The 19,376-nt window shown below is 72.3% G+C and carries 21 protein-coding genes and 1 pseudogene; 9 read left to right on the forward strand and 13 right to left on the reverse strand.

What is annotated here, in order from left to right:
• Positions 1-53 precede the first annotated feature (53 nt).
• Positions 54-1,385: a molybdopterin-dependent oxidoreductase gene (locus tag ACFVXE_RS15550; RefSeq protein WP_389671662.1), complete on the forward strand. Its 1,332-nt coding sequence runs from the start codon at positions 54-56 to the stop codon at positions 1,383-1,385.
• A gap of 349 nt (positions 1,386-1,734) precedes the next feature.
• Here ACFVXE_RS15550 and ACFVXE_RS15555 read toward each other — a convergent pair whose 3' ends face one another.
• From ACFVXE_RS15555 to ACFVXE_RS15565, 3 genes are read right to left on the reverse strand one after another with little or no spacing between them, the layout of a single operon-like run.
• Complete coding sequence (locus ACFVXE_RS15555) at positions 1,735-2,610, reverse strand: class I SAM-dependent methyltransferase (RefSeq protein ID WP_389671663.1); 876 nt, start codon at positions 2,608-2,610, stop codon at positions 1,735-1,737.
• On the reverse strand, positions 2,607-3,254 hold the full coding sequence (locus tag ACFVXE_RS15560) for a DUF2064 domain-containing protein (protein ID WP_389671664.1): 648 nt from the start codon (positions 3,252-3,254) through the stop codon (positions 2,607-2,609). Before ACFVXE_RS15560 ends, ACFVXE_RS15555 begins: the two co-directional genes overlap by 4 nt.
• The gene (locus ACFVXE_RS15565) at positions 3,251-3,982 is read right to left on the reverse strand and encodes a glycosyltransferase family 2 protein (protein WP_389671716.1); all 732 of its coding nucleotides are present in this window, start codon (positions 3,980-3,982) and stop codon (positions 3,251-3,253) included. Before ACFVXE_RS15565 ends, ACFVXE_RS15560 begins: the two co-directional genes overlap by 4 nt.
• A gap of 124 nt (positions 3,983-4,106) precedes the next feature.
• Between ACFVXE_RS15565 and ACFVXE_RS15570 the strand changes: the two genes are divergently transcribed.
• Together ACFVXE_RS15570 and ACFVXE_RS15575 are read left to right on the forward strand one after the other, a co-directional pair.
• Positions 4,107-4,901 carry a response regulator transcription factor gene (locus ACFVXE_RS15570; protein WP_389671665.1) on the forward strand — a complete coding sequence of 265 codons (795 nt, stop codon included), beginning with the start codon at positions 4,107-4,109 and terminating at the stop codon, positions 4,899-4,901.
• Complete coding sequence (locus tag ACFVXE_RS15575; protein ID WP_389671666.1) at positions 4,898-6,055, forward strand: sensor histidine kinase; 1,158 nt, start codon at positions 4,898-4,900, stop codon at positions 6,053-6,055. Before ACFVXE_RS15570 ends, ACFVXE_RS15575 begins: the two co-directional genes overlap by 4 nt.
• A 55-nt stretch (positions 6,056-6,110) precedes the next feature.
• On the opposite strand, the gene ACFVXE_RS15580 is transcribed toward ACFVXE_RS15575, so the two are convergent.
• The 5 genes from ACFVXE_RS15580 to ACFVXE_RS15600 form a co-directional block, all read right to left on the reverse strand.
• The gene (locus ACFVXE_RS15580) at positions 6,111-7,172 is read right to left on the reverse strand and encodes an NAD-dependent epimerase/dehydratase family protein (protein ID WP_389671667.1); all 1,062 of its coding nucleotides are present in this window, start codon (positions 7,170-7,172) and stop codon (positions 6,111-6,113) included.
• A 113-nt stretch (positions 7,173-7,285) separates the two neighbouring features.
• Positions 7,286-7,882 (reverse strand): hypothetical protein, encoded by a 597-nt coding sequence (locus tag ACFVXE_RS15585; protein ID WP_389671668.1) that lies wholly within the window; start codon positions 7,880-7,882, stop codon positions 7,286-7,288.
• On the reverse strand, positions 7,879-9,141 hold the full coding sequence (locus ACFVXE_RS15590; protein ID WP_389671669.1) for an MAB_1171c family putative transporter: 1,263 nt from the start codon (positions 9,139-9,141) through the stop codon (positions 7,879-7,881). Before ACFVXE_RS15590 ends, ACFVXE_RS15585 begins: the two co-directional genes overlap by 4 nt.
• Before the next feature lie 47 nt (positions 9,142-9,188).
• Positions 9,189-9,761: a toxin gene (locus tag ACFVXE_RS15595; protein WP_389671670.1), complete on the reverse strand. Its 573-nt coding sequence runs from the start codon at positions 9,759-9,761 to the stop codon at positions 9,189-9,191.
• 6 nt (positions 9,762-9,767) lie between these two features.
• Complete coding sequence (locus ACFVXE_RS15600) at positions 9,768-10,232, reverse strand: hypothetical protein (protein ID WP_389671671.1); 465 nt, start codon at positions 10,230-10,232, stop codon at positions 9,768-9,770.
• 587 nt (positions 10,233-10,819) lie between these two features.
• On the opposite strand from ACFVXE_RS15600, the gene ACFVXE_RS15605 reads away from it, so the two are divergent.
• The 4 genes from ACFVXE_RS15605 to ACFVXE_RS15620 all read left to right on the forward strand — a co-directional run bounded on the left by ACFVXE_RS15605 (position 10,820) and on the right by ACFVXE_RS15620 (position 13,830).
• Positions 10,820-11,155 carry a MerR family transcriptional regulator gene (locus ACFVXE_RS15605; RefSeq protein ID WP_389671672.1) on the forward strand — a complete coding sequence of 112 codons (336 nt, stop codon included), beginning with the start codon at positions 10,820-10,822 and terminating at the stop codon, positions 11,153-11,155.
• Positions 11,156-11,479: 324 nt separating this feature from the next.
• Positions 11,480-11,683 carry a cold-shock protein gene (locus ACFVXE_RS15610; RefSeq protein WP_015609674.1) on the forward strand — a complete coding sequence of 68 codons (204 nt, stop codon included), beginning with the start codon at positions 11,480-11,482 and terminating at the stop codon, positions 11,681-11,683.
• Between the two features lie 273 nt (positions 11,684-11,956).
• Positions 11,957-13,474 carry a DEAD/DEAH box helicase gene (locus ACFVXE_RS15615; protein ID WP_389671673.1) on the forward strand — a complete coding sequence of 506 codons (1,518 nt, stop codon included), beginning with the start codon at positions 11,957-11,959 and terminating at the stop codon, positions 13,472-13,474.
• A 47-nt stretch (positions 13,475-13,521) separates the two neighbouring features.
• Positions 13,522-13,830, forward strand: a complete 309-nt coding sequence (locus tag ACFVXE_RS15620; RefSeq protein WP_389671674.1) for an SCO5918 family protein — start codon at positions 13,522-13,524, stop codon at positions 13,828-13,830.
• An 83-nt stretch (positions 13,831-13,913) separates the two neighbouring features.
• On the opposite strand, the gene crcB (ACFVXE_RS15625) is transcribed toward ACFVXE_RS15620, so the two are convergent.
• The 4 genes from crcB (ACFVXE_RS15625) to ACFVXE_RS15640 all read right to left on the reverse strand — a co-directional run bounded on the left by crcB (ACFVXE_RS15625) (position 13,914) and on the right by ACFVXE_RS15640 (position 16,808).
• Positions 13,914-14,288: a fluoride efflux transporter CrcB gene (gene crcB / locus ACFVXE_RS15625; RefSeq protein WP_389671675.1), complete on the reverse strand. Its 375-nt coding sequence runs from the start codon at positions 14,286-14,288 to the stop codon at positions 13,914-13,916.
• Positions 14,285-14,650 (reverse strand): DUF190 domain-containing protein, encoded by a 366-nt coding sequence (locus ACFVXE_RS15630; protein ID WP_389671676.1) that lies wholly within the window; start codon positions 14,648-14,650, stop codon positions 14,285-14,287. Before ACFVXE_RS15630 ends, crcB (ACFVXE_RS15625) begins: the two co-directional genes overlap by 4 nt.
• Positions 14,647-15,132 carry a fluoride efflux transporter CrcB gene (gene crcB / locus ACFVXE_RS15635; RefSeq protein ID WP_389671677.1) on the reverse strand — a complete coding sequence of 162 codons (486 nt, stop codon included), beginning with the start codon at positions 15,130-15,132 and terminating at the stop codon, positions 14,647-14,649. Before crcB (ACFVXE_RS15635) ends, ACFVXE_RS15630 begins: the two co-directional genes overlap by 4 nt.
• A gap of 197 nt (positions 15,133-15,329) precedes the next feature.
• Positions 15,330-16,808 carry a glycosyltransferase family 39 protein gene (locus ACFVXE_RS15640; protein WP_389671678.1) on the reverse strand — a complete coding sequence of 493 codons (1,479 nt, stop codon included), beginning with the start codon at positions 16,806-16,808 and terminating at the stop codon, positions 15,330-15,332.
• Positions 16,809-17,078: 270 nt separating this feature from the next.
• Between ACFVXE_RS15640 and ACFVXE_RS15645 the strand changes: the two genes are divergently transcribed.
• Positions 17,079-17,816, forward strand: a complete 738-nt coding sequence (locus tag ACFVXE_RS15645) for a polyprenol monophosphomannose synthase (RefSeq protein ID WP_389671679.1) — start codon at positions 17,079-17,081, stop codon at positions 17,814-17,816.
• Between the two features lie 47 nt (positions 17,817-17,863).
• On the opposite strand, the pseudogene ACFVXE_RS15650 reads toward ACFVXE_RS15645, so the two are convergent.
• Positions 17,864-18,481: pseudogene (locus tag ACFVXE_RS15650) on the reverse strand (phosphoribosyltransferase); the annotation flags it as partial.
• A gap of 101 nt (positions 18,482-18,582) precedes the next feature.
• Here ACFVXE_RS15650 and ACFVXE_RS15655 point away from each other — a divergent pair.
• A complete protein-coding gene (locus ACFVXE_RS15655; RefSeq protein ID WP_389671680.1) occupies positions 18,583-19,371 on the forward strand; it encodes an HAD-IIA family hydrolase in 789 nt (262 codons plus the stop codon).
• Positions 19,372-19,376 lie beyond the last annotated feature (5 nt).

Consider the following 19,376-nt stretch of genomic DNA (forward strand, 5'->3'; position numbering starts at 1 on the left):
TCGTCAGGAGTCGTACCCGGTAAGGGCGGGCAGGCCGGGCTTAGCGTCGGGACATGGGCGACAGGCATGACGACAGAGCGTTCCGGTTCCCGTTCCGTTCCGGCGCCGCGGGCGGCGCCGGGCCGCCCGGTGGAGGGCGTTCCACGGAACGGCTCCGGACCTCGGAGCGGCTGCCTTCCTCCCCCGGGTTCTGGCGCAGCCCCGTGCGCGGCGTGCGGTTCACGGCGGTGCTCGGGATGGTCCTGCTCGTCGGGCTGACCGCGGTCTTCGTGACCGGGCTGCTGTCGTACGCCGCGTACAACCCGGATCTCGCGGCGGTCAACGACAAGACGCCGGACAAGGGTCTGCTGGGGTTCTACCTCTTCGCCTGGCCGACCGGACCGCACTGGCTGTACCGGCTGACGCAGGGACTGCACGTCACGGGCGGCATCGTGCTCGTACCGGTTCTGCTGGCGAAGCTGTGGTCGGTGATCCCGAAGCTGTTCGCGCTGCCACCGGCCCGGTCGGTGGGGCATGCGCTGGAGCGGCTGTCGTTGCTGCTGCTCGTCGGCGGGGTGCTGTTCGAGTTCATCACGGGACTGCTCAACATCCAGCTGGAGTACGTGTTCCCCGGGTCCTTCTACCCGCTGCACTTCTACGGGGCGTGGGTGTTCTTCGCCGGGTTCGTCGCCCATGTCGGGCTGAAGTTCCCGCGAGCCGTACGGGTGCTGCGCGGCGGTGAACCGCTCCGGCAGGAGGACGAGCTGGCCTCCCCCGCCCCCGACACGCCGACCATCTCCCGGCGCGGCGCCTTCGCCATGGTGGGCGCCGGGTCGCTGCTCCTGCTGGCCACCTCGGTGGGCCGGAGCTTCGACGCGCTGCGCAGCACCGCCTTGCTCACCCCGCGTGGCGTCGCCGACCCGGGGACGGGGCCGAACGGATTCCAGATCAACAAGACGGCCGCGTCCGTCCGGATCACCCCGGCCGACACGGGCGACCGGTGGCGGCTGACCGTCGTCGGTCCCGCCGGGAGGTTCGCCTTCACCCGCGAACAGCTGCTGGCGATGGCCCAGTTCAGCGCGGCGCTGCCGATCGCGTGCGTGGAGGGCTGGTCGACCGCCGACCAGTGGTGGCGCGGGGTACGGCTGCGGGACCTGGCGGCACTCGCCGGGTATCCGGACCGGCCGCCCGGGGTGTTCGTCGAATCCGTGCAGCGCAGCGGGTCGTTCCGCAGAGCCGCCCTCCGCGACAACCAGGTGCGCGACCCGCGCTCGCTGCTGGCACTGGAGGTCAACGGCGAGACGCTGTCGCCGGATCACGGGTACCCGGCCCGGATCATCGTCCCGGCCGCCCCCGGCGTGCTGAACACCAAATGGGTGACCCGGCTGACGTTCGGGGAGCTGTGAGGAGAGCCGTGATGCGGAAGACGGGCGGGCCGCGGCCCGGAGCGGTCCTCAGGCGCTGGTACGGGGAGGGTCCGCTGCATCTCGCGCTGCTGGCGGCCACGTTCGCGCTCGCGGGATATGCGGGGGTGCGGCTGCTGGGCGGGGACACGTTCGGCGTCGCGGTGTGGTTCGCCGGCTCGGCGCTCGTGCACGACCTGGTGCTGCTGCCGGTGTACGCGACGGCGGACCGGGCCGTGCGCGCGGTGCTGGGACCGCGCTCCGGCCTGGTCAACTTCGTCCGCGTACCGGCCTTCCTCTCCGGTCTGCTGCTGCTGATGTGGTTTCCGCTCATCAGCAGGATGGCGACGCACTACGAGCCGGTGAGCGGGCTGTCCCCCGACGTCTTCCTCGGGAACTGGCTGCTGATCACGGCAGGGCTGTTCGCGGTGTCGGCGCTCTGGCTCGGCCTGCGGACCCTGCGGCTGCGGCGCAGGGCGATGAAGGCGCGGCCGTCCGACTCCCACTGAGCGCCGGTCCGCCAGCCGAGCGGCTGCGCGTACCGGAGCAGGGCCGGGGCGCCGAGCCGGGCCCAGGGGAAGAGTGCGCCGCCGGAGCCGGTCCGGTCCTCCTCGCAGCCGTGTTCGGGCGCGGGGCGTCCGTCGTACAGCCGGACCTGGACCCGTTCGTCGATGTCCGGCGTGGCGGTCTCCGCGATGAGCAGCCCACCGGGGGCGAGGAGGTCGGCGACCCGCAGGAGCAGTCCCTGCGGGTCGCCGCCGATACCGATGTTTCCGTCGATGAGCAGGACGGTGCCCCAGCGCCCCTCGCCGGGGAGCGGGTCGAAGACGGAACGGTGGAGTGCCGAGCCGCCGGTCCGGAGCGTGCGGGCGACGGCGGCCGCGCTGACGTCGATGCCGAGCGCGCGGTGGCCGCGGGCGGTCAGTTCGGCGACGAGCCGGCCGGGACCGCACCCGATGTCGAGGACCGGTTCTTCGCAGCGGCGCAGCGCCGACAGATCGGCCGCGTCCGCTTCCGCGCACCAGCGCTCGACGTCCAGGGGCAGCAGCCAGCCGTCCGTGCGGCGCAGGAACAGCGGGCCGTGACCGTTGCGCAGCGCGTCGGCGTACGGGTCGGTGGACCACGGGGCGTGCGCTTCGCCGCCGGGTCCTGCCGGGCCGGGCAGGGCAGGACCCCGGTCGGGGTGGGCCGTGCTCGTGGCTCCGCGGTCCGGAGCCGTGCCGCTCATCGGGACGCCGCCCCGGTCAGCCGGGCCAGCGCCGCGGCGAACTGCCCGTCCGGCGCCGCGGCGGCGACGAGCGCGGCGTCCGCCGCGTCGTCCACGTCACGGAGCGCCGGCAGGTCGCGCACGGTCAGCCCGGCGTCGACCAGGCGCCGACGCTGGACCGCCCCGGTCCGCGGGACGGACATCGGAACCCCGCGCACGAGTTCCGGGTCGGGGGCGGCCAGCCCGAGTGCCCAGAAGCCCCCGTCGTCGGCGGGCCCGAACCAGGCGTCGCAGCCGTCCCAGGCGTCGGGGGAGAGCACCGGCGCCAGATGGGCCGCGGTGATCTGCGGAGTGTCCATGCCGATGAGCAGCGCCGGTCCGGTGCAGCCGCCGAACGCCGCCGCGAGCCGCTCGTCGAGCCCGCCGGCGCTCTGTGCCACCACCTCGATGCCGGTGGGCAGCCAGGGTCCTGGGCGCCCGTCGAGTACGAGGACGCGCCGCCGGGCCGGCACCGCGAGCAGGGTGCACAGTGTGTCCCGGAGCGCCGCCTCGGCGAGCTCCGCGGCCTCGGCGGGGGTGAAGGGTGGGGTGAGCCGGGTCTTGACGCGTCCGGGCAGCGGTTCCTTGGCGATGACGAGGAGGGTGGTCGGCCCGGAGGTGCTCACAGGGACGCCTCCCGTCGTGCCGTTCCCGTGGCGGTCCGCTCCGGGGGCCGGTGCAGGACCGCGCGCATGTCCCGTACCGCCTGCCAGGTCCCCCGCCAGGTGCCGGTCACCTTGGACCTGCCGGTGCGCGGCAGGTACGGGACGTCCGTCTCGGTGACCCGCAGTCCGGCGTCCGAGGCGCGCACCACCATCTCCAGCGGGTAGCCGCTGCGCCGGTCGGTGAGGCCCAGCGCCAGCAGGTCCGTCCGGCGTCCGGCCCGCATCGGGCCGAGGTCGTGCAGCCGCAGCCCGGTCCGACGGCGCACCATCCGGGCCAGTGCCAGGTTCCCGGCGCGGGCGTGCAGCGGCCAGGCGCCGCGGCCCCGGGGGCGCCGTCGGCCCAGCAGCAGATCGGTCTGCCCGTCGGCGATCCGGCGCACGAAGCCGGGCAGCAGCCCGGGGTCGAGGGAGCCGTCGCAGTCGCAGAAGCAGACGAACTCCGCCTGGGCGGCGAGCAGCCCGGCGTGGCAGGCGGCGCCGAAGCCGCGTCGCGGCTCGTGCACGACGGTCGCCCCGAGTGAACGGGCGAGCTCCGCCGAACCGTCGGTGGAGCCGTTGTCGACCACGATCGCCCGCCAGCCGGGCGGGATGCTGCCCAGCACCCGGGGCAGTGCGGCGGCCTCGTCCAGACAGGGCAGGACCACGTCGGCGTACGGGGTGGGGGTGGGGGTGGGGGAGGAGTCGGTCACCTCGCTCACACTACGGAGCGAAAACCGGCATTTCGGGCTTCAGGTTCTTACGAAAGACGGACGTCGACCCTTCGGCGGACCGCCGACTGCCCGACCCCGGGGCCGGGGGTGCCATGGTGGCCCCATGGAGAGCATCCCGGACGCCCCGGGTCCCGGGCACGCCCCCGGCGGACCGCGCGGCCATGTCCTCGTCGTCGACGACGATCCGACGGTCGCCGAGGTGGTCGTCGGCTATCTCGACCGGGCGGGTTACGACGTCCGGCGGGCCGGTGACGGGCCGGCGGCGCTGGAGTGCTTCGCGGGACGCCGTCCCGATCTGGTCGTCCTCGATCTGATGCTGCCCGGGATGGACGGTTTCGAGGTCTGCCGGCGGATGCGGGAGCACGGTCCCGTGCCGGTCATCATGCTGACGGCGCGTGGGGACGAGGACGACCGCATCCTGGGTCTGGAGACCGGCGCCGACGACTACGTCACCAAGCCGTTCAGTCCGCGCGAACTCGTACTGCGCGTCGACTCCGTGCTGCGCCGGTCCGCGCCGCCCGCCAGGGGCCATGCCCCGCCTCCGGTGCAGGGCGCCGGACTCCGTCTCGACCCGGCGGCCCGCCGTGCGACACGACATGGCCGGGAGCTGGCCCTGACCCTGCGGGAGTTCGACCTGCTGGCGTTCCTGCTGCGGCACCCCGGGCGGGCGTTCACCCGGGAGGAGCTGATGCGTGAGGTCTGGGGCTGGGACTTCGGGGACCTGTCCACGGTGACGGTCCATGTGCGGCGGCTGCGCGGCAAGGTCGAGGCGGACCCGGGCCGTCCGCGGCTCATCCAGACGGTGTGGGGTGTCGGCTACCGCCTGGATCCGGCCGGGGGCACGGCGGCCGGAGGCGCGACGGCGCAGGGCGCGGCGGGCGGTGCGGACGGCTCATGACCGACCTCCTCCTCATCGCCCTCCTCGCGTTTCTGGGCGCAGCGGCGGCGGGAGCGCTCGGGGCGGTGGCCCTGCGGCTGATCCGGCACCGTTCGCTCGTCGTGTCGCTGACCGTCGTCGCCTCCGTCGCCGTGACGGCGATGCTCGCCGGGACCCTCGCCGTCGCCTGGGCGATGTTCCTGTCGCCGCACGACCTCACCGTGGTCACGACCGTCGTCGCGATGGCGGCCGTGGTGTCGCTCGCCACCGCGATGCTGCTGGGGCGGTGGGTCGCGGCCAGGAGCAGGGATCTGACGCTCGCGGCGCGTTCGTTCGGTGACGGCGGTACGTTCGCCGCCCCCGAGGCGCGGGCGACCGCCGAACTCGCCTCGCTGGCCGGGGAGCTGGCGGCGACCAGCGCCAAGCTCGACGTCTCCCGGGAGCGCGAGCGGGCGCTGGAGACCTCGCGCCGCGAACTCGTCGCCTGGATCTCGCACGATCTGCGGACCCCGCTCGCCGGGCTGCGGGCCATGTCCGAGGCGCTGGAGGACGGCATGGCCGCCGACTCCGGCCGTTACCTGCGGCAGATACGTACCGAGGTGGAACGGATGAACGACATGGTGGGCGACCTCTTCGAACTCTCCCGGATCCACGCCGGATCGCTCGCCCTGACGCCTGCCCGCATCTCCGTGTACGACCTGGTCGGCGACGCGCTCGCGGGTGCGGACCCGCTGGCGCGCGAGCACGGGGTACGGCTGGTCGGCGCCCGGATCGACGCCGTACCGGTGGAGGTCGACAGCAAGGAGATGAGCCGGGTCCTGGGCAACCTGCTGATCAACGCGATCCGCCGCACCCCGGCCGACGGCACGGTCGCGGTGGCCGCGCACCGCGCCGACGGCGGGGTGGTGCTGTCGGTGACGGACGGCTGCGGAGGTATTCCGGAGGAGGACCTGCCACGGGTCTTCGACACGGGCTGGCGCGGCAGCCACGCCCGGACACCTCCGGCCGGGGCGGGACTGGGGCTCGCCATCGTGCGGGGCATCGTGGAGGCGCACGAGGGGCGGGCGGCGGTACGCAACGTGACGGGCGGCTGCTGCTTCGAGGTGGTGCTGCCGCTGGCCGGCGACCGGACGGGCCGTCCGGAGCCGGAGCGGCCACCGACGGTCAGCCGATAGCCGATAGCCGATAGCCGGTAGTTGGGCCGGGCCTCCCGGCGGTGTGCGCCGCCGGTCAGCGGGTGGCCGCCGTGCTCCTCAGCGCCGCGCCCGCGAACTCCTTCATCCCCTCCGCGAACCCGACCTCCGGGAGCCAGCCCAGCTCCGCACGGATCCGGCGCGAGTCCGCCGTCACATGGCGTACGTCCCCCAGCCGGTACCCGCCGGTGATCTCGGGCGCCGGACCGCCGTACGCCGAGGCCAGCGCCGCCGCCATCTCCCCGATCGTGTGCGGCTCCCCGCTCCCCGTGTTGTACGCGGCGAAACTCCCGGGTGCCCGTTCCGCCACGGCCTCCAGCGCGGTGGCGTTCGCGGCCGCCACATCCCGCACATGGACGAAGTCCCGTCGCTGGCCGCCGTCCTCGAACACCTGCGGCGGATCGCCCCGCTCCAGCGACGAGCGGAAGAAGGACGCGACCCCCGCGTACGGGGTGTCGCGCGGCATCCCCGGTCCGTACACGTTGTGGTAGCGCAGGGCCACCGCCCGTCCGCCCGTCGCCCGCGCCCACGCGGCGGCCAGATGTTCCTGGGCGAGCTTGGTCGCGGCGTACACGTTGCGCGGGTCGGTGGGTGCGTCCTCGTCGACCAGACCCGGTGTCAGCGCCACGCCGCAGTCCGGGCAGCGCGGCTCGAACCGGCCCGCCGCCAGGTCGTCCACCGACCGCGGGCCGGGCCTGACCCGGCCGTGCCGCGGGCAGTCGTACCGTCCCTCGCCGTAGACGACCATCGAACCGGCGAGCACCAGTTCCGACACCCCGGCCGCGGCCATCTCCGCCAGCAGGACCGCCGTCCCCAGGTCGTTGCAGCCGACGTACGCGGGGGCGTCCGCGAAGTCCTTCCCCAGACCGACCATGGCCGCCTGGTGGCAGACCGCGTCGACGCCCCGCAGCGCGGCGGCCACCGCCGCCCGGTCCCGGACGTCGGCCACGATCAGCCCGTCCCGGCCGCCACCGGCCCCCGCACCGTGTGCCGACTCCAGGAACGCGTCGAACACCACCGCCTCGTGCCCCCGCGCCGCAAGCGCCTCGGCGATGTGTCCTCCGACGAACCCGGCTCCGCCGGTGAGCAGTACGCGCATGACGCAACGTTAGATCGCCGCACCCGCTCCGCCCCGGCGCCGGGCGGGTACGTCACCGGAGCGTAAGAAGTGGGCGCCGCCGCTCCATCGGCGTCGCCGCGGCCGGCCGGCGGTCAGACCAGGAGGAAAGCGGCCGCCGTCGCCGCACCCAGCGAGGCGCCCGCCACCGTCTGCGCGACGCTGTGGTACCCGAGCGCCACCCGCGACCAGCAGACCGCGGCCGTCATCGCGTACGCCAGCAGCCACCACGGCGAGTGGACCGCGGCGAGCAGCGCCACGACCGCCGAGGCGACCGACGCGTCCACCGAGATCTTCCAGACGGTGTTGACGGCGAGCAGGACGACCGTCATCGCCCACAGCGCCAGCATCGACACCAGGATTCCGCCGGGCGCGTGCCCGAGGACCATGACGAGCGAACCCGCACCGATCGAACCGAGGATGACGAAGAAGATCGGCGCGCGCTTCGTACGGTCGACGACATGCCGGTCGCCCCAGGTGCCGCGCCCTCGCTCCCACTCGATGTACCCGGCCGGGACGAGCCCGGCGCACAGGGCGCCGAGCAGCCCCCACAGCAGGCCGGTCCAGTGGCCGGAGGCCGCCAGGCCGATGGCGAGCATGCCGACCAGCAGGACGTTGCGGGGCTGCAGGACGTCCGTGACCCTGCGTGCGGTCGGCGTCGCCGTGTCGTCGGTCAGGGTGTCGGTGGTCATGCCGTCCTCTCCTTCTCCATGGCCGTTGCGGAGGCCAGGATGTCCCGGGTCCGGTCCTCGGTGATCGCGCGGTACGCCGTGGCCACCTGCACCAGCCACGCCACTTCGCCGTCCTGGTCGGTGGCCTGCTGGGTGCCGACCGCCGCCGCGTTCCCGGCGGGGGCGCCGGTGTTCCTGGCGGTGAGGGCGGCCTTGATCCAGTGGGCGTCGGCGAGCGGACCGGCCTTCGCCGGGTCAGGGGTGGCCGCCGCCGCGGCCGCGGCGGCGGCCGGGAGCAGGCTGTCCGGCACGTAGTGGCGCAGCTTCTCCACCGCGTCCGCGATGTCGGCGGCCCACCGGTCGATCCGGAGATCCGCGGGGGTGTCGAAACGGGTCAGTTCACGGCGCAGCGACTGCGGCGGCTCGAACGGCTGCTCGGGGAACGCGGTCATCAACTCGTACCAGAGCACGTGCAGCCGGGTCTGGGCCCGCCACAGTTTCGCCCGGCGCAGGCCCTTGCTGAGGGCGGGGACGGACGCGCCCACCGCGAAGAACGCGAACAGCACGACCTGTGCGGCCTCGGTGACCTCGTCGAACTCCAGGGCGAAGGCGGCGCTCGGCCGGTCGATGACGCTCACCCACAGGAACAGCGTGCGGCTGACGGTGTAGCCGACCCCGATGAACATCGCGCACGTCATCATCGCGAGCCCCACCCGTAGATGGCGTATCCCGGCGTCGGCGGTGGCCAGGGCCCACTGGTACGCGCAGACGGCGGACGCGGCGCCCAGGTAGAGGTAGAACACGCTCATGTACAGCGTGGCGCCCCACTGGCCGGCATGGTCGGCGACGAAACGGTCCGACGGTACGGACCGGTCGACGACGGTGAAGAAGAGCACCGTCAGCAGGACCAGCGTGGCGACGGACGCCTTGGCCGCCACCTGCTGGATCGTCCGGGCGAAGCGGACGTGGCGCGGGACGTCCCCGGCGGCGGGGTACTGGCCGTAGATGGCGACGATGTAGCTGAGGATCGCCAGGATCGCGATGGTCGCGGTGTAGTGCTTGATCAGGACCGACAGGTCGGTGACCGGGCTGCTGTTCAGTCCGATCCGGATGATCCGGGTCTTGGTCCACAGGGCGACGGCGAATCCGGCGTAGCACCCCCACAGGGCGCGGCGGCGCTTGTCGTCCTCGTCGCCCCACAGGGCGGCCGGCATGCGCCAGACGGCCACGGCCGTCATCAGGCCGGCTATGAGGTAGCCGGCGAGGTCGAGCGGGGTCACGGCGGAATGCCTCCGGTGCGGGGGAAGGGGGGAGAGACGCGGGGCGGTCAGCCGCGGCGGAACAGCCCGCGGCGGCGGTGCGCGACCGGACTGGACAGCGAGTCGGCGAGGCGTCCCATCATGTCGTCGCTGTTCACGTCCCTGGCCATGCGGGGGATGAGTGAGGCGCCGAACTCGGCGATCCGTTCGTCGTGGGTGTCGTACTGGGCGCGGGCCTGGACGGTGGAGGCTCCCGTGCGCAGTGCGTCGGTGCCGCCCGGGCCGAGGACCCGGGAGATCAGCGACGTGTCGAAGACGGGCAGCAGCCGCTGGAGCTGGTCCGCGTCGAGCGAGGTGCCGTGGTCGAACCACTCGTGGCACAGCTCGTGCAAAATGACGTGCTGGGTCTGGTACGCGGTCGGACGCCGCCGGTAGAGCACGTGGCTGGTCGCCCCGGAGGCGAGCCGCAGCCCGCAGGCGGCGTTGACGTGCGCCAGTCGGTCGGGCATCTCGTGCAGCACGATGGTGCGTCCGCGGGCCGCTTCCATGTTCGCCACCAGACCGTCGATCGAGAACGGGGCGGGTATCGGAAGGTCGGCCAGCCCGGCCTCGCACTCTCTTCGCAGCTTTCGCAGGGACATGGGGAACTACTGCGCCGGGCGTCCGTCGGTGGCGCCGCCGTCGGCCGGGGCGCTCCCCCGTTCCTTCGCGTCCTCCAGGAGCGCGAGCGCGAACTGCAGCAGCTCCGGCGGGAGACCGTCGGCATCGAGGCCCCGGCCGGCCAGTCCGCTGATCTCGCCGGTACGCCGCTTCGCGAGGAACCGCAGCCCCGCGACGACGTCGTCGACGACCTCGGACTCCTCCTTGAAGAAGCGCCAGTCCACCCCGAATCCCAGCCCGAGGGCCTTGAGGATGTCCTCGGACGGCTGGGTGACCTTCCCGGCGAGGATGTTGGAGAAGTAGCTGTGCGACAGCGATCCGCCGCGCTCCTTGACCAGGTCCGCGAAGACCCGCCCCGAGATCTTCTGGCCGGGGAAGGTCTCCTCCACCATGTACTCGACCTTCTGCTGCAGCGTCCGCAGCTCCGGCGTCTGCTCTTCGCCGTTGTCCATCGGGGCCCCCACGTTCACGTCCGCTGCCCGCACGCCCGTCCGGCGCTGCGCCTGCTCGATCCGGTCAACGGGCTCGTACTGTAACCAACCCACGGGTGGGGGCCGCGGCTCGGGATGGCGGGCGAGACAAAGCGGAACATCTTGATCCGGTGCCAGGATTGGGCTTGCGCAAACACTCTACGTCACTGTTAACTCGAAAAAACATGGGCAAGGGACCACGAGGGGAGTCCCTTGCCCATGAGTCGTGGTCGCGCGCCGGCGCCGTCGCGCCCCGGCCCGAACCGGCCCGTGACGAGTTGTAGCCCTTCACGACGGGGGATGCGTGAAGGGCTACGCGTTCATTATGGCCGCAGACCAGGCCGTCATCAACTGACCGGCCGATCAGTGTGCGGCCGCCACGACTGGGCCGTTCGTACGTTCGATGGCCGGTCGGGACGCGGTACGACGCAGATTGTTTTCCCTGCCGGGCCCGGGAAATCTGTCGTGGCTATCATAGAGATGATGGCTCGCACCCTGAGAGTTTCTTTTTCGGTCAACGAAATCCGCGAAACTTCCCATGTCTCGCAGCGGGCCCGGAAGAGGTGCAAATGCCCCCAGAGACCCCTCCGCACGCCGCCGACCGCCTCGATGACGACGACTACCCCGCCTTCACCATGGGGCGCGCCGCGGAGATGATCGGCGCCACGCCCGGCTTCCTCCGGGCGATCGGCGAGGCCCGACTGATCACGCCCCTGCGGTCCGAGGGCGGCCACCGCCGCTACTCCCGCTACCAGCTGCGTGTTGCGGCCCGCGCCCGCGAACTCGTCGACGGCGGCACGCCGATCGAGGCCGCCTGTCGCATCGTCATCCTGGAGGACCAGCTCGAAGAGGCGCTGCGCCTCAACGCCGAGCTGCGCCGGCCGACAGCGGACTCGGGGTCCTGAGGGCCGGGGCACCGCAGGGGGCGCCGCCGTCCCCGGGTGAATATCTGATGCCGCAGCGGCAGAATTTCAGGCAATGCCCGGTGAGGGTTTATGGCGCACCGGGCGGAGTGTAATTACCTGCCGCGCACGGTCGGTTCCATCGTGCTACGGTGGATACCAGTTGCAGTTGTGGTTCCCAAAACTCCAAGTGTTCTTGTCGGCTCAATGGGCTGATCGGTGCGCTTTTGTATTTCCGGCATCTTGATTCCGGACGGGGTAATCATCGCGGCGACGCGGGATACGCACAGTGCGGATCCCCGGGCTCTGCCCCAGAAGGAGATGAAAATGGCTACTGGCACTGTCAAGTGGTTCAACGCGGAAAAGGGCTTCGGCTTCATCGAGCAGGATGGCGGCGGCGCTGACGTCTTCGCCCACTACTCGAACATCGCCGCCAGCGGCTTCCGTGAGCTGCAGGAAGGCCAGAAGGTGAACTTCGACGTCACGCAGGGCCAGAAGGGCCCGCAGGCGGAGAACATCACCCCTGCCTGATCCGGCGGATGCTCCGGCGCCTGACGCGCTGAGACGCACTTGCACAGCTGGGGCCCGCACCTTGGGTGCGGGCCCCAGCTCGTTGTTTTTCCGGGCGCGCCGTCAGGCGATCGGCCCAAGTCCCTGTGACGGACACGGTTCGGCCGTGTCGGACACGGCTCTTCGCAGCCGGGCTTCGTCCACGCATTTCATCGGCCCGTTCTTGCGATTCCTGCGCCGCGTCACTGCCGCCCTGAATTCCTCGATACGCGCCATATCGAGGAAGGGTTCTGCATGAACCGCTCAGTCCGTACGAACGACCGTTACTCCCGCACGCGCAGTGGCGGACCCGCTGGTTCCGGTTCTGGCTACCGCTCCGGTTCGGGTTCGGGTTCCGGTTACCGTTCCGGTTCCGGTGGTGGATCCGGTTCCGGATACCGTTCCGGCTCCGGCGGCCATGGCCGCCGTCCCGCCGCCAAGCAGGGCGAGTTCGCCCTGCCGAAGACCATCACCCCGGCACTGCCGGCCGTCGAGGCCTTCGCCGAACTGGACCTGCCCGCACCTCTGCTGGCGGCGCTCGCCGCCGAGGGCGTGACCGTGCCGTTCCCGATCCAGGCGGCCACCCTGCCGAACTCGCTCGCCGGGCGCGACGTGCTCGGCCGCGGACGTACCGGATCCGGCAAGACGCTCGCCTTCGGCCTCGCCCTGCTGGCCCGGACGATGGGCCGCCGCGCCGAGGCCCGCCAGCCTCTGGCCCTGGTCCTCGTCCCCACCCGGGAACTCGCCCAGCAGGTCACCGACGCGCTCACCCCGTACGCCCGCTCGCTGCGGCTGCGGATGGCCACCGTCGTCGGCGGTATGTCGATCGGCCGGCAGGCCGGCGCGCTGCGCAGTGGCGCCGAAGTCGTCGTCGCCACCCCCGGCCGGCTCAAGGACCTCATCGAGCGCGGCGACTGCCGACTGGACCAGGTCGCCATCACCGTCCTCGACGAGGCCGACCAGATGGCCGACATGGGGTTCATGCCGCAGGTCACCGAGTTGCTCGACCAGGTGCAGTCGGAGGGCCAGCGGATGCTGTTCTCGGCCACCCTGGACCGCAATGTCGACCTGCTGGTCCGCCGCTACCTGCACGACCCGGTCGTGCACTCCGTCGACCCGGCGGCCGGCGCGGTGACGACGATGGAGCACCATGTGCTCTACGTCCAGGGCGCCGACAAGTACGCCACCACGACGGAGATCGCGGCGCGCGACGGCCGGGTGATCATGTTCCTGGACACCAAGCACGCCGTGGACAAGCTCACCGACCACCTGCTGAACAGCGGTGTGCGGGCGGCCGCGCTGCACGGCGGCAAGTCGCAGCCGCAGCGCACCCGCACCCTGACCCGGTTCAAGACCGGACACGTCACGGTGCTGGTCGCCACCAACGTCGCGGCCCGCGGCATCCACGTCGACAACCTCGACCTCGTCGTCAACGTCGACCCGCCGAGCGACCACAAGGACTACCTGCACCGGGGCGGCCGTACCGCGCGCGCCGGCGAGTCCGGTTCCGTCGTCACGCTGGTCCTGCCGGGCCAGCGCCGCGAGATGACGCGGCTGATGGCGGACGCTGGGATCGTCCCGAAGATCGCTCAGGTCCGTTCCGGTGAGGCGGAGCTGAGCCGGATCACCGGGGCGCAGGCTCCCTCGGGCGTCCCCGTCACCATCACGGCGCCGGTATCGGAGCGCGCCACGGGCGGAGGACCGTCCCGCGGCCGGCGCAACCGCCGCCCTTCGCAGGCGCGCCGCACGTCCTCCGGGAACCGGGCCGCCTGACGGCTCCCGTGCTCATCCGTTCTTCTCTTCCACCCTGTTGAGGTCCCATGCGCTGCGTCATCGCCCGCTTCCCCTTCGACCTGTTCAAGAGTGAGGTCGAGGCATCGATGAAGGGCATCAAGCCCGAACCCGTCACGGGTGAGTCGGTGATCATCAGCCGCCGGGTCTACCCGGTCAAGCAGGTCGGCGAAGTGATCACCCGTCAGGACCGCCGTGACTTCACCTCGGGTGAGGTGACCCGTGCGCTGTCCCGGCTCGGCTTCACCTGCCGTACCGCGGAGGTGCCCGCTCCGGCGGCCGCGCGGACGCCGCTGGAGAACGCGGCGGCCATGCTCGGGTCGACCACGGCCGTCTGACCGACGGAAGGGGCGGGGCCGGAACGGGAGTTCCGGCCCCGCCCCTTTTCCGTGGTGCCGGCACGGAGGGCCGGGGCGCCCGGTCAGGTCCAGATCGCACCGGCGAGCGCGACCCCCACGAACGCCGCGCCCAGCGCCGCCGCCACGCTCGCCACGACATTGGCCGCCGCGTAGCACTTCGCCCCGCCCTCGGCCAGTCGCAGCGTCTCGTAGCTGAACGTCGAGTACGTGGTCAGCGCGCCGCACAGCCCGGTGCCGATGAACAGCTGGACCTGCGACGACGTGGCACCGGCCGCCACCGCGCCGGTCAGCAGACCCAGCACCAGGGAGCCCGCCACATTCACCGCGAACGTCCCCCAGGGGAAGACCGTGTCGTGCCTGGACTGGACCGCCCGGTCGGTCAGATAGCGGAGCGGGGCGCCGATAGCGGCCCCGACGATCACCAGCAGCCAGTTCACCGGTTCTCCTCCCGGGTACGGCCCCGGACGATCTCGCACGCGTCCAGGACGGCGACGCCGTCCCCGAGCAACTCGTCGACGAGCGGCAGGAACGCGCGGATCCGCTTCTCGGTGTCCACGATCACGACCGCCACCGGCAGGTCCTCGCTCAGCGACAGCAGCCGCTGGGTGTGGATCCGCGACGACGCGCCGAACCCTTCGATGCCCCGGAACACACTCGCGCCCGCCAGGCCCGCCCGGTGGGCCCGGTGCACGATCTCCGCGTAGACCGGCCGGTGGTGCCAGCCGTCCGACTCCCCGACCAGTACCGTCAGGCGCAGGCCCCGCCCGGTCGCCGGGGCGGCGTTCGTCTCCCTCGTCATGGCTGCCTCCACGCCAGCACGCGGCGCGTCACCCACACCGCACTCCACACCGCGGCGAGCGCCGCCAGCAGGGTCAGCCCGAGATACGCGATGCCGGTCCGGGCCCGGCCGTCCTCCACCAGCCGCTCGATGTCCACGGCGTACGTCGAGAAGGTGGTGAAGCCGCCCAGCACCCCCGTACCGAAGAAGGGGCGCACCAGCCGATGCGCCGGCCAGGCCTCGCTGATCACCACCATGAACACGCCGATCACCGCGCAGCCGACGGCATTCACCACCAGCGTCGTCCAGGGGAACGCGCCCGTCGGGGTGGTCCAGATCAGCGAAGCGCCGTAGCGCGCGCACGCACCGGTCGCGCCGCCGAGGGCGACGACTGCGACGACGGGCCACTGCCCTCCGGACCGTCCGCTCCGCTGCCGGGGTACCGGCACGGCGCCGCCGGGCTCGTTCGCCACCGAGGCCGCTCGGGGCTGCTGGGCTCCCATCGACACACGTCTCCTACCTGCCGGGTGCCCGGACGCGAGCACGCTCACCGCAAGTAGGGACCGTTGGCGGCTCTGCTGCCGCGGTTCGGGTACGGCGGGCCCCACCGCCGCGCAGCAACCGTCACCAGTCCCTGCTCGCACCAGGGTATCGCCCGCCCGCACGCCCCGCCCGGCGCGGGCGTGTCCCGGCGGCCCGGTCAGCATCTGCCGGGCCGCGCATACAGCGTGACCAGGCCCCCCTTGGCCCGTGCGCGGCGGCACACGACGAAGTCCTCCCGCAGGACGTCCCGCTTGACCGCCTCCCCGGGGAACACGTCCTCGGGCTGGCCGGGCGGATCGCTCAGCGCCACGATGCGGCCGAAGGCACGCATGCGTCCGCGGATCGTGGCCGCCGAAGCCTCGCTGCCCTCCAGGGAGTTGTCGGCGACCGGACTCCGCGCGAGCGCCAGGTCCGTCAGGCCCCGGAAGTCGTCGGGGTAGGAGAGGGCCCACTCCCTGCGCCGTGACGGCATGAAGAGCACACCGGCGCCGGCCGAGCCCATGTCCCGTACGTGCGCGGCGATGGCGGTGACGTCGTCCTTGCGGCTGTCGGGGGTGCGCATCCGGAGCGTCACGGGGAGGAGCGCGAGGACGAGACCCACCGCCGCGGCGACGAACGGCACCGGACGCGGGCGGACGGCCCGCGCGGCGGCGTCCCACAGCCTGTCGGCGCCGAGACCGATGAGCAGCGCCAGGGCGAACTGGGAGTAGAGGACGTACCGGTCCACGTACATGGGTCTGTGGAGCGAGACGAGGAGCAGCGCCGCCGTGGGAAGGATCAGCAGCGGGAGGGCCAGCCGAACCAGCCGGAGCGCGGCCGGATGCCGCTCCGGGCCGCCCCGCCGGGTCCCGTACGCGGCGCAGGCCACCCCGAGAAGGACGGCGAACGCGATCATGAGCCACTCGCCGGGACGCGGCCACCCGATCCAGGACACCTGGGCCGACTGGCGTGCGGAGAGCAGGGCCGCCGGTGCCACCGCGACCACGGGCAGCGCCGCGGCCCCCGCCCAGGACCGCAGCATCCGGCGTCCCGGACCCGGGATGCACAGCGTCAGACCGTGTGAGGCCAAGGCCAGCAGCGCGAGTTCGTGGAGCCATCCGGCCAGGGTGAAGGTGAGTGCGTACGCGGCCCAGCGGCGACGGGTGGGGTTCTCGACGGCGACGACGAACAGATGCGTGGCGAGGGCGACCAGCGCGCACACCATGGCGTACGAACGGCCCTCCTGCGCGTACATCTGGACGGCGGGGATCAGGGCGAAGGCGACGCCGCCGAGGAGTCCGGCCCGTGGGCCCGCGAGCCGGGTCCCGGTCGCCGTCACCACGGCGGCGGCCGCCGCGGTCGCGAGCACCGACGGCAGCCGGAGCGCCGGCAGCCCGCCGCCCCCGACGGCGAACAGGGCGTGCATGAAGAAGTAGTAGAGCCCGTGCACCGCGTCGGCGTTGCCGAGCAGGTTCCAGATCTCGGGGAGGGTGCGGTGCGAGACCTGGTACGTCACCGACTCGTCGCGCCACATGGAATTCTCGCGGCGGATGCCCCAGAGGCCCATCAGCAGGGCCAGCAGCGCGGGCGCCCACCTGTACAGGTACCGGCCGGGTCGTTCCGCGCCCTGTTTCGGATACGGTCCGAAAAGGCCCACCCGGCGCGGTGCTTCACGCAGAGCGGCCGGATTCTGCGGATGGTCGATGGCGCGGCTCCGATTCGGCGTCGGAAAGAGTTCCACCGGCTTCCGGGGATCCGCCCGTCAGCGTACCCACCTCCCGGGAACGGGGGAGGGGAGAAACGGGTAATTACGTCGCGCCGAGGCGGTCGCCGGGGACCGCCGTCGGGTTCGCGTGGATCTCTGCCGTGAAACATGAGGGAACACCGGAGAGCACCCGGGAACATCCGCGAGCGCAAAGGAGTGACCGTGGAGAAGACTCCCCCGAAGATCGTGGTGGTCGTCCCGACGTACAACGAACGGGCGAATCTTCCCGTCCTGGTAGGAATGCTTATGCATCTGAACGTACCGAACCTGCACATTCTGGTGGTGGACGACAATTCGCCCGACGGTACGGGTGAGGTCGCCGACCGCCTCGCGGCCGGGACCCCGGATCTGGTCGGCGTACTGCACCGGGGTGAGAAGGACGGACTGGGGCGTGCCTATGTGGCAGGTATGACGCGGGCGCTCGAGGAAGAAGCGGAAGTCGTCATTCAGATGGATGCCGATCTCTCCCACCCGGCCTCGGCGGTTCCGGCCATGATCGAGCAACTGTTCGCCGGTAACGCCGGTGTCGTGATCGGATCCCGTTATGTGGAAGGCGGTTCGGTGGCCGCCGAGTGGCCGTGGCACCGCAAGGCGCTCTCCGGCTGGGCGAATTTCTATGTCAACGCGATTCTGCGACTGCGCGTGAAGGACGCCACGGCCGGGTTCAAGGCGTGGCGGGCGGACACTCTGAAGGCCATCGATCTGCCCTCCGTGCGCAGCAACGGATATTCCTTTCAGGTGGAGATGAACTACCGCACGGTCGCGCGCGGACTGGGAATCGTCGAGGTCCCGATCAGATTCGAGGAGCGGGTCGACGGCGAGTCGAAGCTCGGAGTGCGGGTCCAGATCGAGTCGGCGCTGGCGCCCTGGAAGCTGCGGTTCGGCGGGGAGCGCCGCTGACCCGGTGCGGGGCGCGCTCCGGCTCCTCCCGGCGGTCCTCAGCCCTTCAGCAGGGCGACGACCTCCTCGTCGGGCGTCTGGGAGAAGTCGCGGTACCACTCGCCGACGGCCGAGAACAGGACCGGCGTCGACAGGCAGACCACCTCGTCCACCTGCGTACGCAGTCGGGCGACCGCGTCCTCGGGAGCCACCGGCACGGCCAGCACGACGCGGGCCGCGCCCTGCGCCCGCACGACCTCGCAGGCGGCCGAGGCCGTGGCGCCGGTGGCGATCCCGTCGTCGACCACGATCGCGGTGCGGCCGGCCAGCTCCAACCGGGGCCGGTCGCCCCGGAACCGTGCGGCCCGCCGCGCGAGTTCAGCCGTTTCGGCGCGCTCGACGGAGGCGATGTCCCCAGGACTCACCCCGCCCCGCCGGACGACGTCGTCGTTGATGACCCGTACTCCACCCTCACCGATGGCACCGAACGCCAGCTCACGGTGGTACGGGACGCCCAGCTTGCGGACCACGATCACGTCGAGGGGCGCGCCGAGCGCCGTGGCCACCGCCGCGGCGACCGGGACCCCGCCACGGGGCAGTCCCAGAACGACCGGACTCTCCCCCCGGAGGTGTTCCAGCGCTTCGGCGAGCCGCTCGCCCGCATCCGCGCGATCGGTGAACTGCACAGGGATTCACCCCCGGCCCAGGGGAGACGGAGACCTCGCCGACACCTACTTCGAAGCAACCCCATTTGCGGCGTTCGCGCAAGTCGGCGACGGTCGAGGGCATGGAAGAGATCGGCGCGGTCCTCATCGACATCGACGGCGTGCTCACGGTGGACCGGCAGCCGCTGCCCGGCACGGTGGCGGCAATGGAACGGCTGCGTGCGGCCGGGCTCCCGCTGGCGCTGGTCACCAACACCACCTCACGCACCCGCGCCCGGATCGCCGCCGAGCTGTCGGGGGCCGGCTTCCCCGTCGACGAGGACGACATCCTCACCGCGCCCGCCGTCACCGCCGCCCATCTGCGGGCACATCATCCGCACGCCCGGTGCGCACTGCTCAACAGCGGCGACATCCGCGCGGACCTGGCGGGCGTGACACTCGTCGAGGCGGGGGCGAGCGATCCGGCGGATGTGGTCGTCGTGGGAGGGGCGGGCGACGCGTTCGACTACGCGGCGCTGAACGCGGCCTTCCGCGACCTCCAGCGCGGCGCCCGGCTGGTGGCCATGCACCGCAACCTCTACTGGCGTACGGCCGAAGGGCTCGCCCTGGACACGGGGGCCTTCCTGCCGGGGCTGGAACAGGCCGCCCGGACCGAGGCGGAGATCACCGGCAAGCCCGCCGAGGCGTTCTGGGCCACCGCGCTGGCCCGGCTCGGCGCCGCCGCGTCCGCGACGGTGATGGTGGGCGACGACATCGAGACCGACGTCCTGGCCGCCCAGCGGTTCGGTATCACGGGCGTACTCGTCAGAACCGGCAAGTACCAGCCGGTGACGCACCGCTCCGCCACCGGCACCCCGGACCACGTCCTCGACTCCTTCGCCGACCTCCCGGGGCTCCTCCTGGACCGCTGAGCCGG

It is taken from the genome of Streptomyces sp. NPDC058231 (genome assembly GCF_042882275.1).
Lineage (GTDB): Bacteria > Actinomycetota > Actinomycetes > Streptomycetales > Streptomycetaceae > Streptomyces.

Coding starts and splice junctions, on each gene's coding strand:
- ACFVXE_RS15550 (WP_389671662.1), top strand. CDS start 54: ATGGGCGACAGGCATGACGACAGAGCGTTCCGGTTCCCGTTCCGTTCC.
- ACFVXE_RS15555 (WP_389671663.1), bottom strand. CDS start 2,610: ATGAGCGGCACGGCTCCGGACCGCGGAGCCACGAGCACGGCCCACCCC.
- ACFVXE_RS15570 (WP_389671665.1), top strand. CDS start 4,107: ATGGAGAGCATCCCGGACGCCCCGGGTCCCGGGCACGCCCCCGGCGGA.
- ACFVXE_RS15575 (WP_389671666.1), top strand. CDS start 4,898: ATGACCGACCTCCTCCTCATCGCCCTCCTCGCGTTTCTGGGCGCAGCG.
- ACFVXE_RS15580 (WP_389671667.1), bottom strand. CDS start 7,172: ATGCGCGTACTGCTCACCGGCGGAGCCGGGTTCGTCGGAGGACACATC.
- ACFVXE_RS15585 (WP_389671668.1), bottom strand. CDS start 7,882: ATGACCACCGACACCCTGACCGACGACACGGCGACGCCGACCGCACGC.
- ACFVXE_RS15595 (WP_389671670.1), bottom strand. CDS start 9,761: ATGTCCCTGCGAAAGCTGCGAAGAGAGTGCGAGGCCGGGCTGGCCGAC.
- ACFVXE_RS15600 (WP_389671671.1), bottom strand. CDS start 10,232: ATGGACAACGGCGAAGAGCAGACGCCGGAGCTGCGGACGCTGCAGCAG.
- ACFVXE_RS15605 (WP_389671672.1), top strand. CDS start 10,820: ATGCCCCCAGAGACCCCTCCGCACGCCGCCGACCGCCTCGATGACGAC.
- ACFVXE_RS15610 (WP_015609674.1), top strand. CDS start 11,480: ATGGCTACTGGCACTGTCAAGTGGTTCAACGCGGAAAAGGGCTTCGGC.
- ACFVXE_RS15615 (WP_389671673.1), top strand. CDS start 11,957: ATGAACCGCTCAGTCCGTACGAACGACCGTTACTCCCGCACGCGCAGT.
- ACFVXE_RS15620 (WP_389671674.1), top strand. CDS start 13,522: ATGCGCTGCGTCATCGCCCGCTTCCCCTTCGACCTGTTCAAGAGTGAG.
- ACFVXE_RS15630 (WP_389671676.1), bottom strand. CDS start 14,650: ATGACGAGGGAGACGAACGCCGCCCCGGCGACCGGGCGGGGCCTGCGC.
- crcB (WP_389671677.1), bottom strand. CDS start 15,132: ATGGGAGCCCAGCAGCCCCGAGCGGCCTCGGTGGCGAACGAGCCCGGC.
- ACFVXE_RS15655 (WP_389671680.1), top strand. CDS start 18,583: ATGGAAGAGATCGGCGCGGTCCTCATCGACATCGACGGCGTGCTCACG.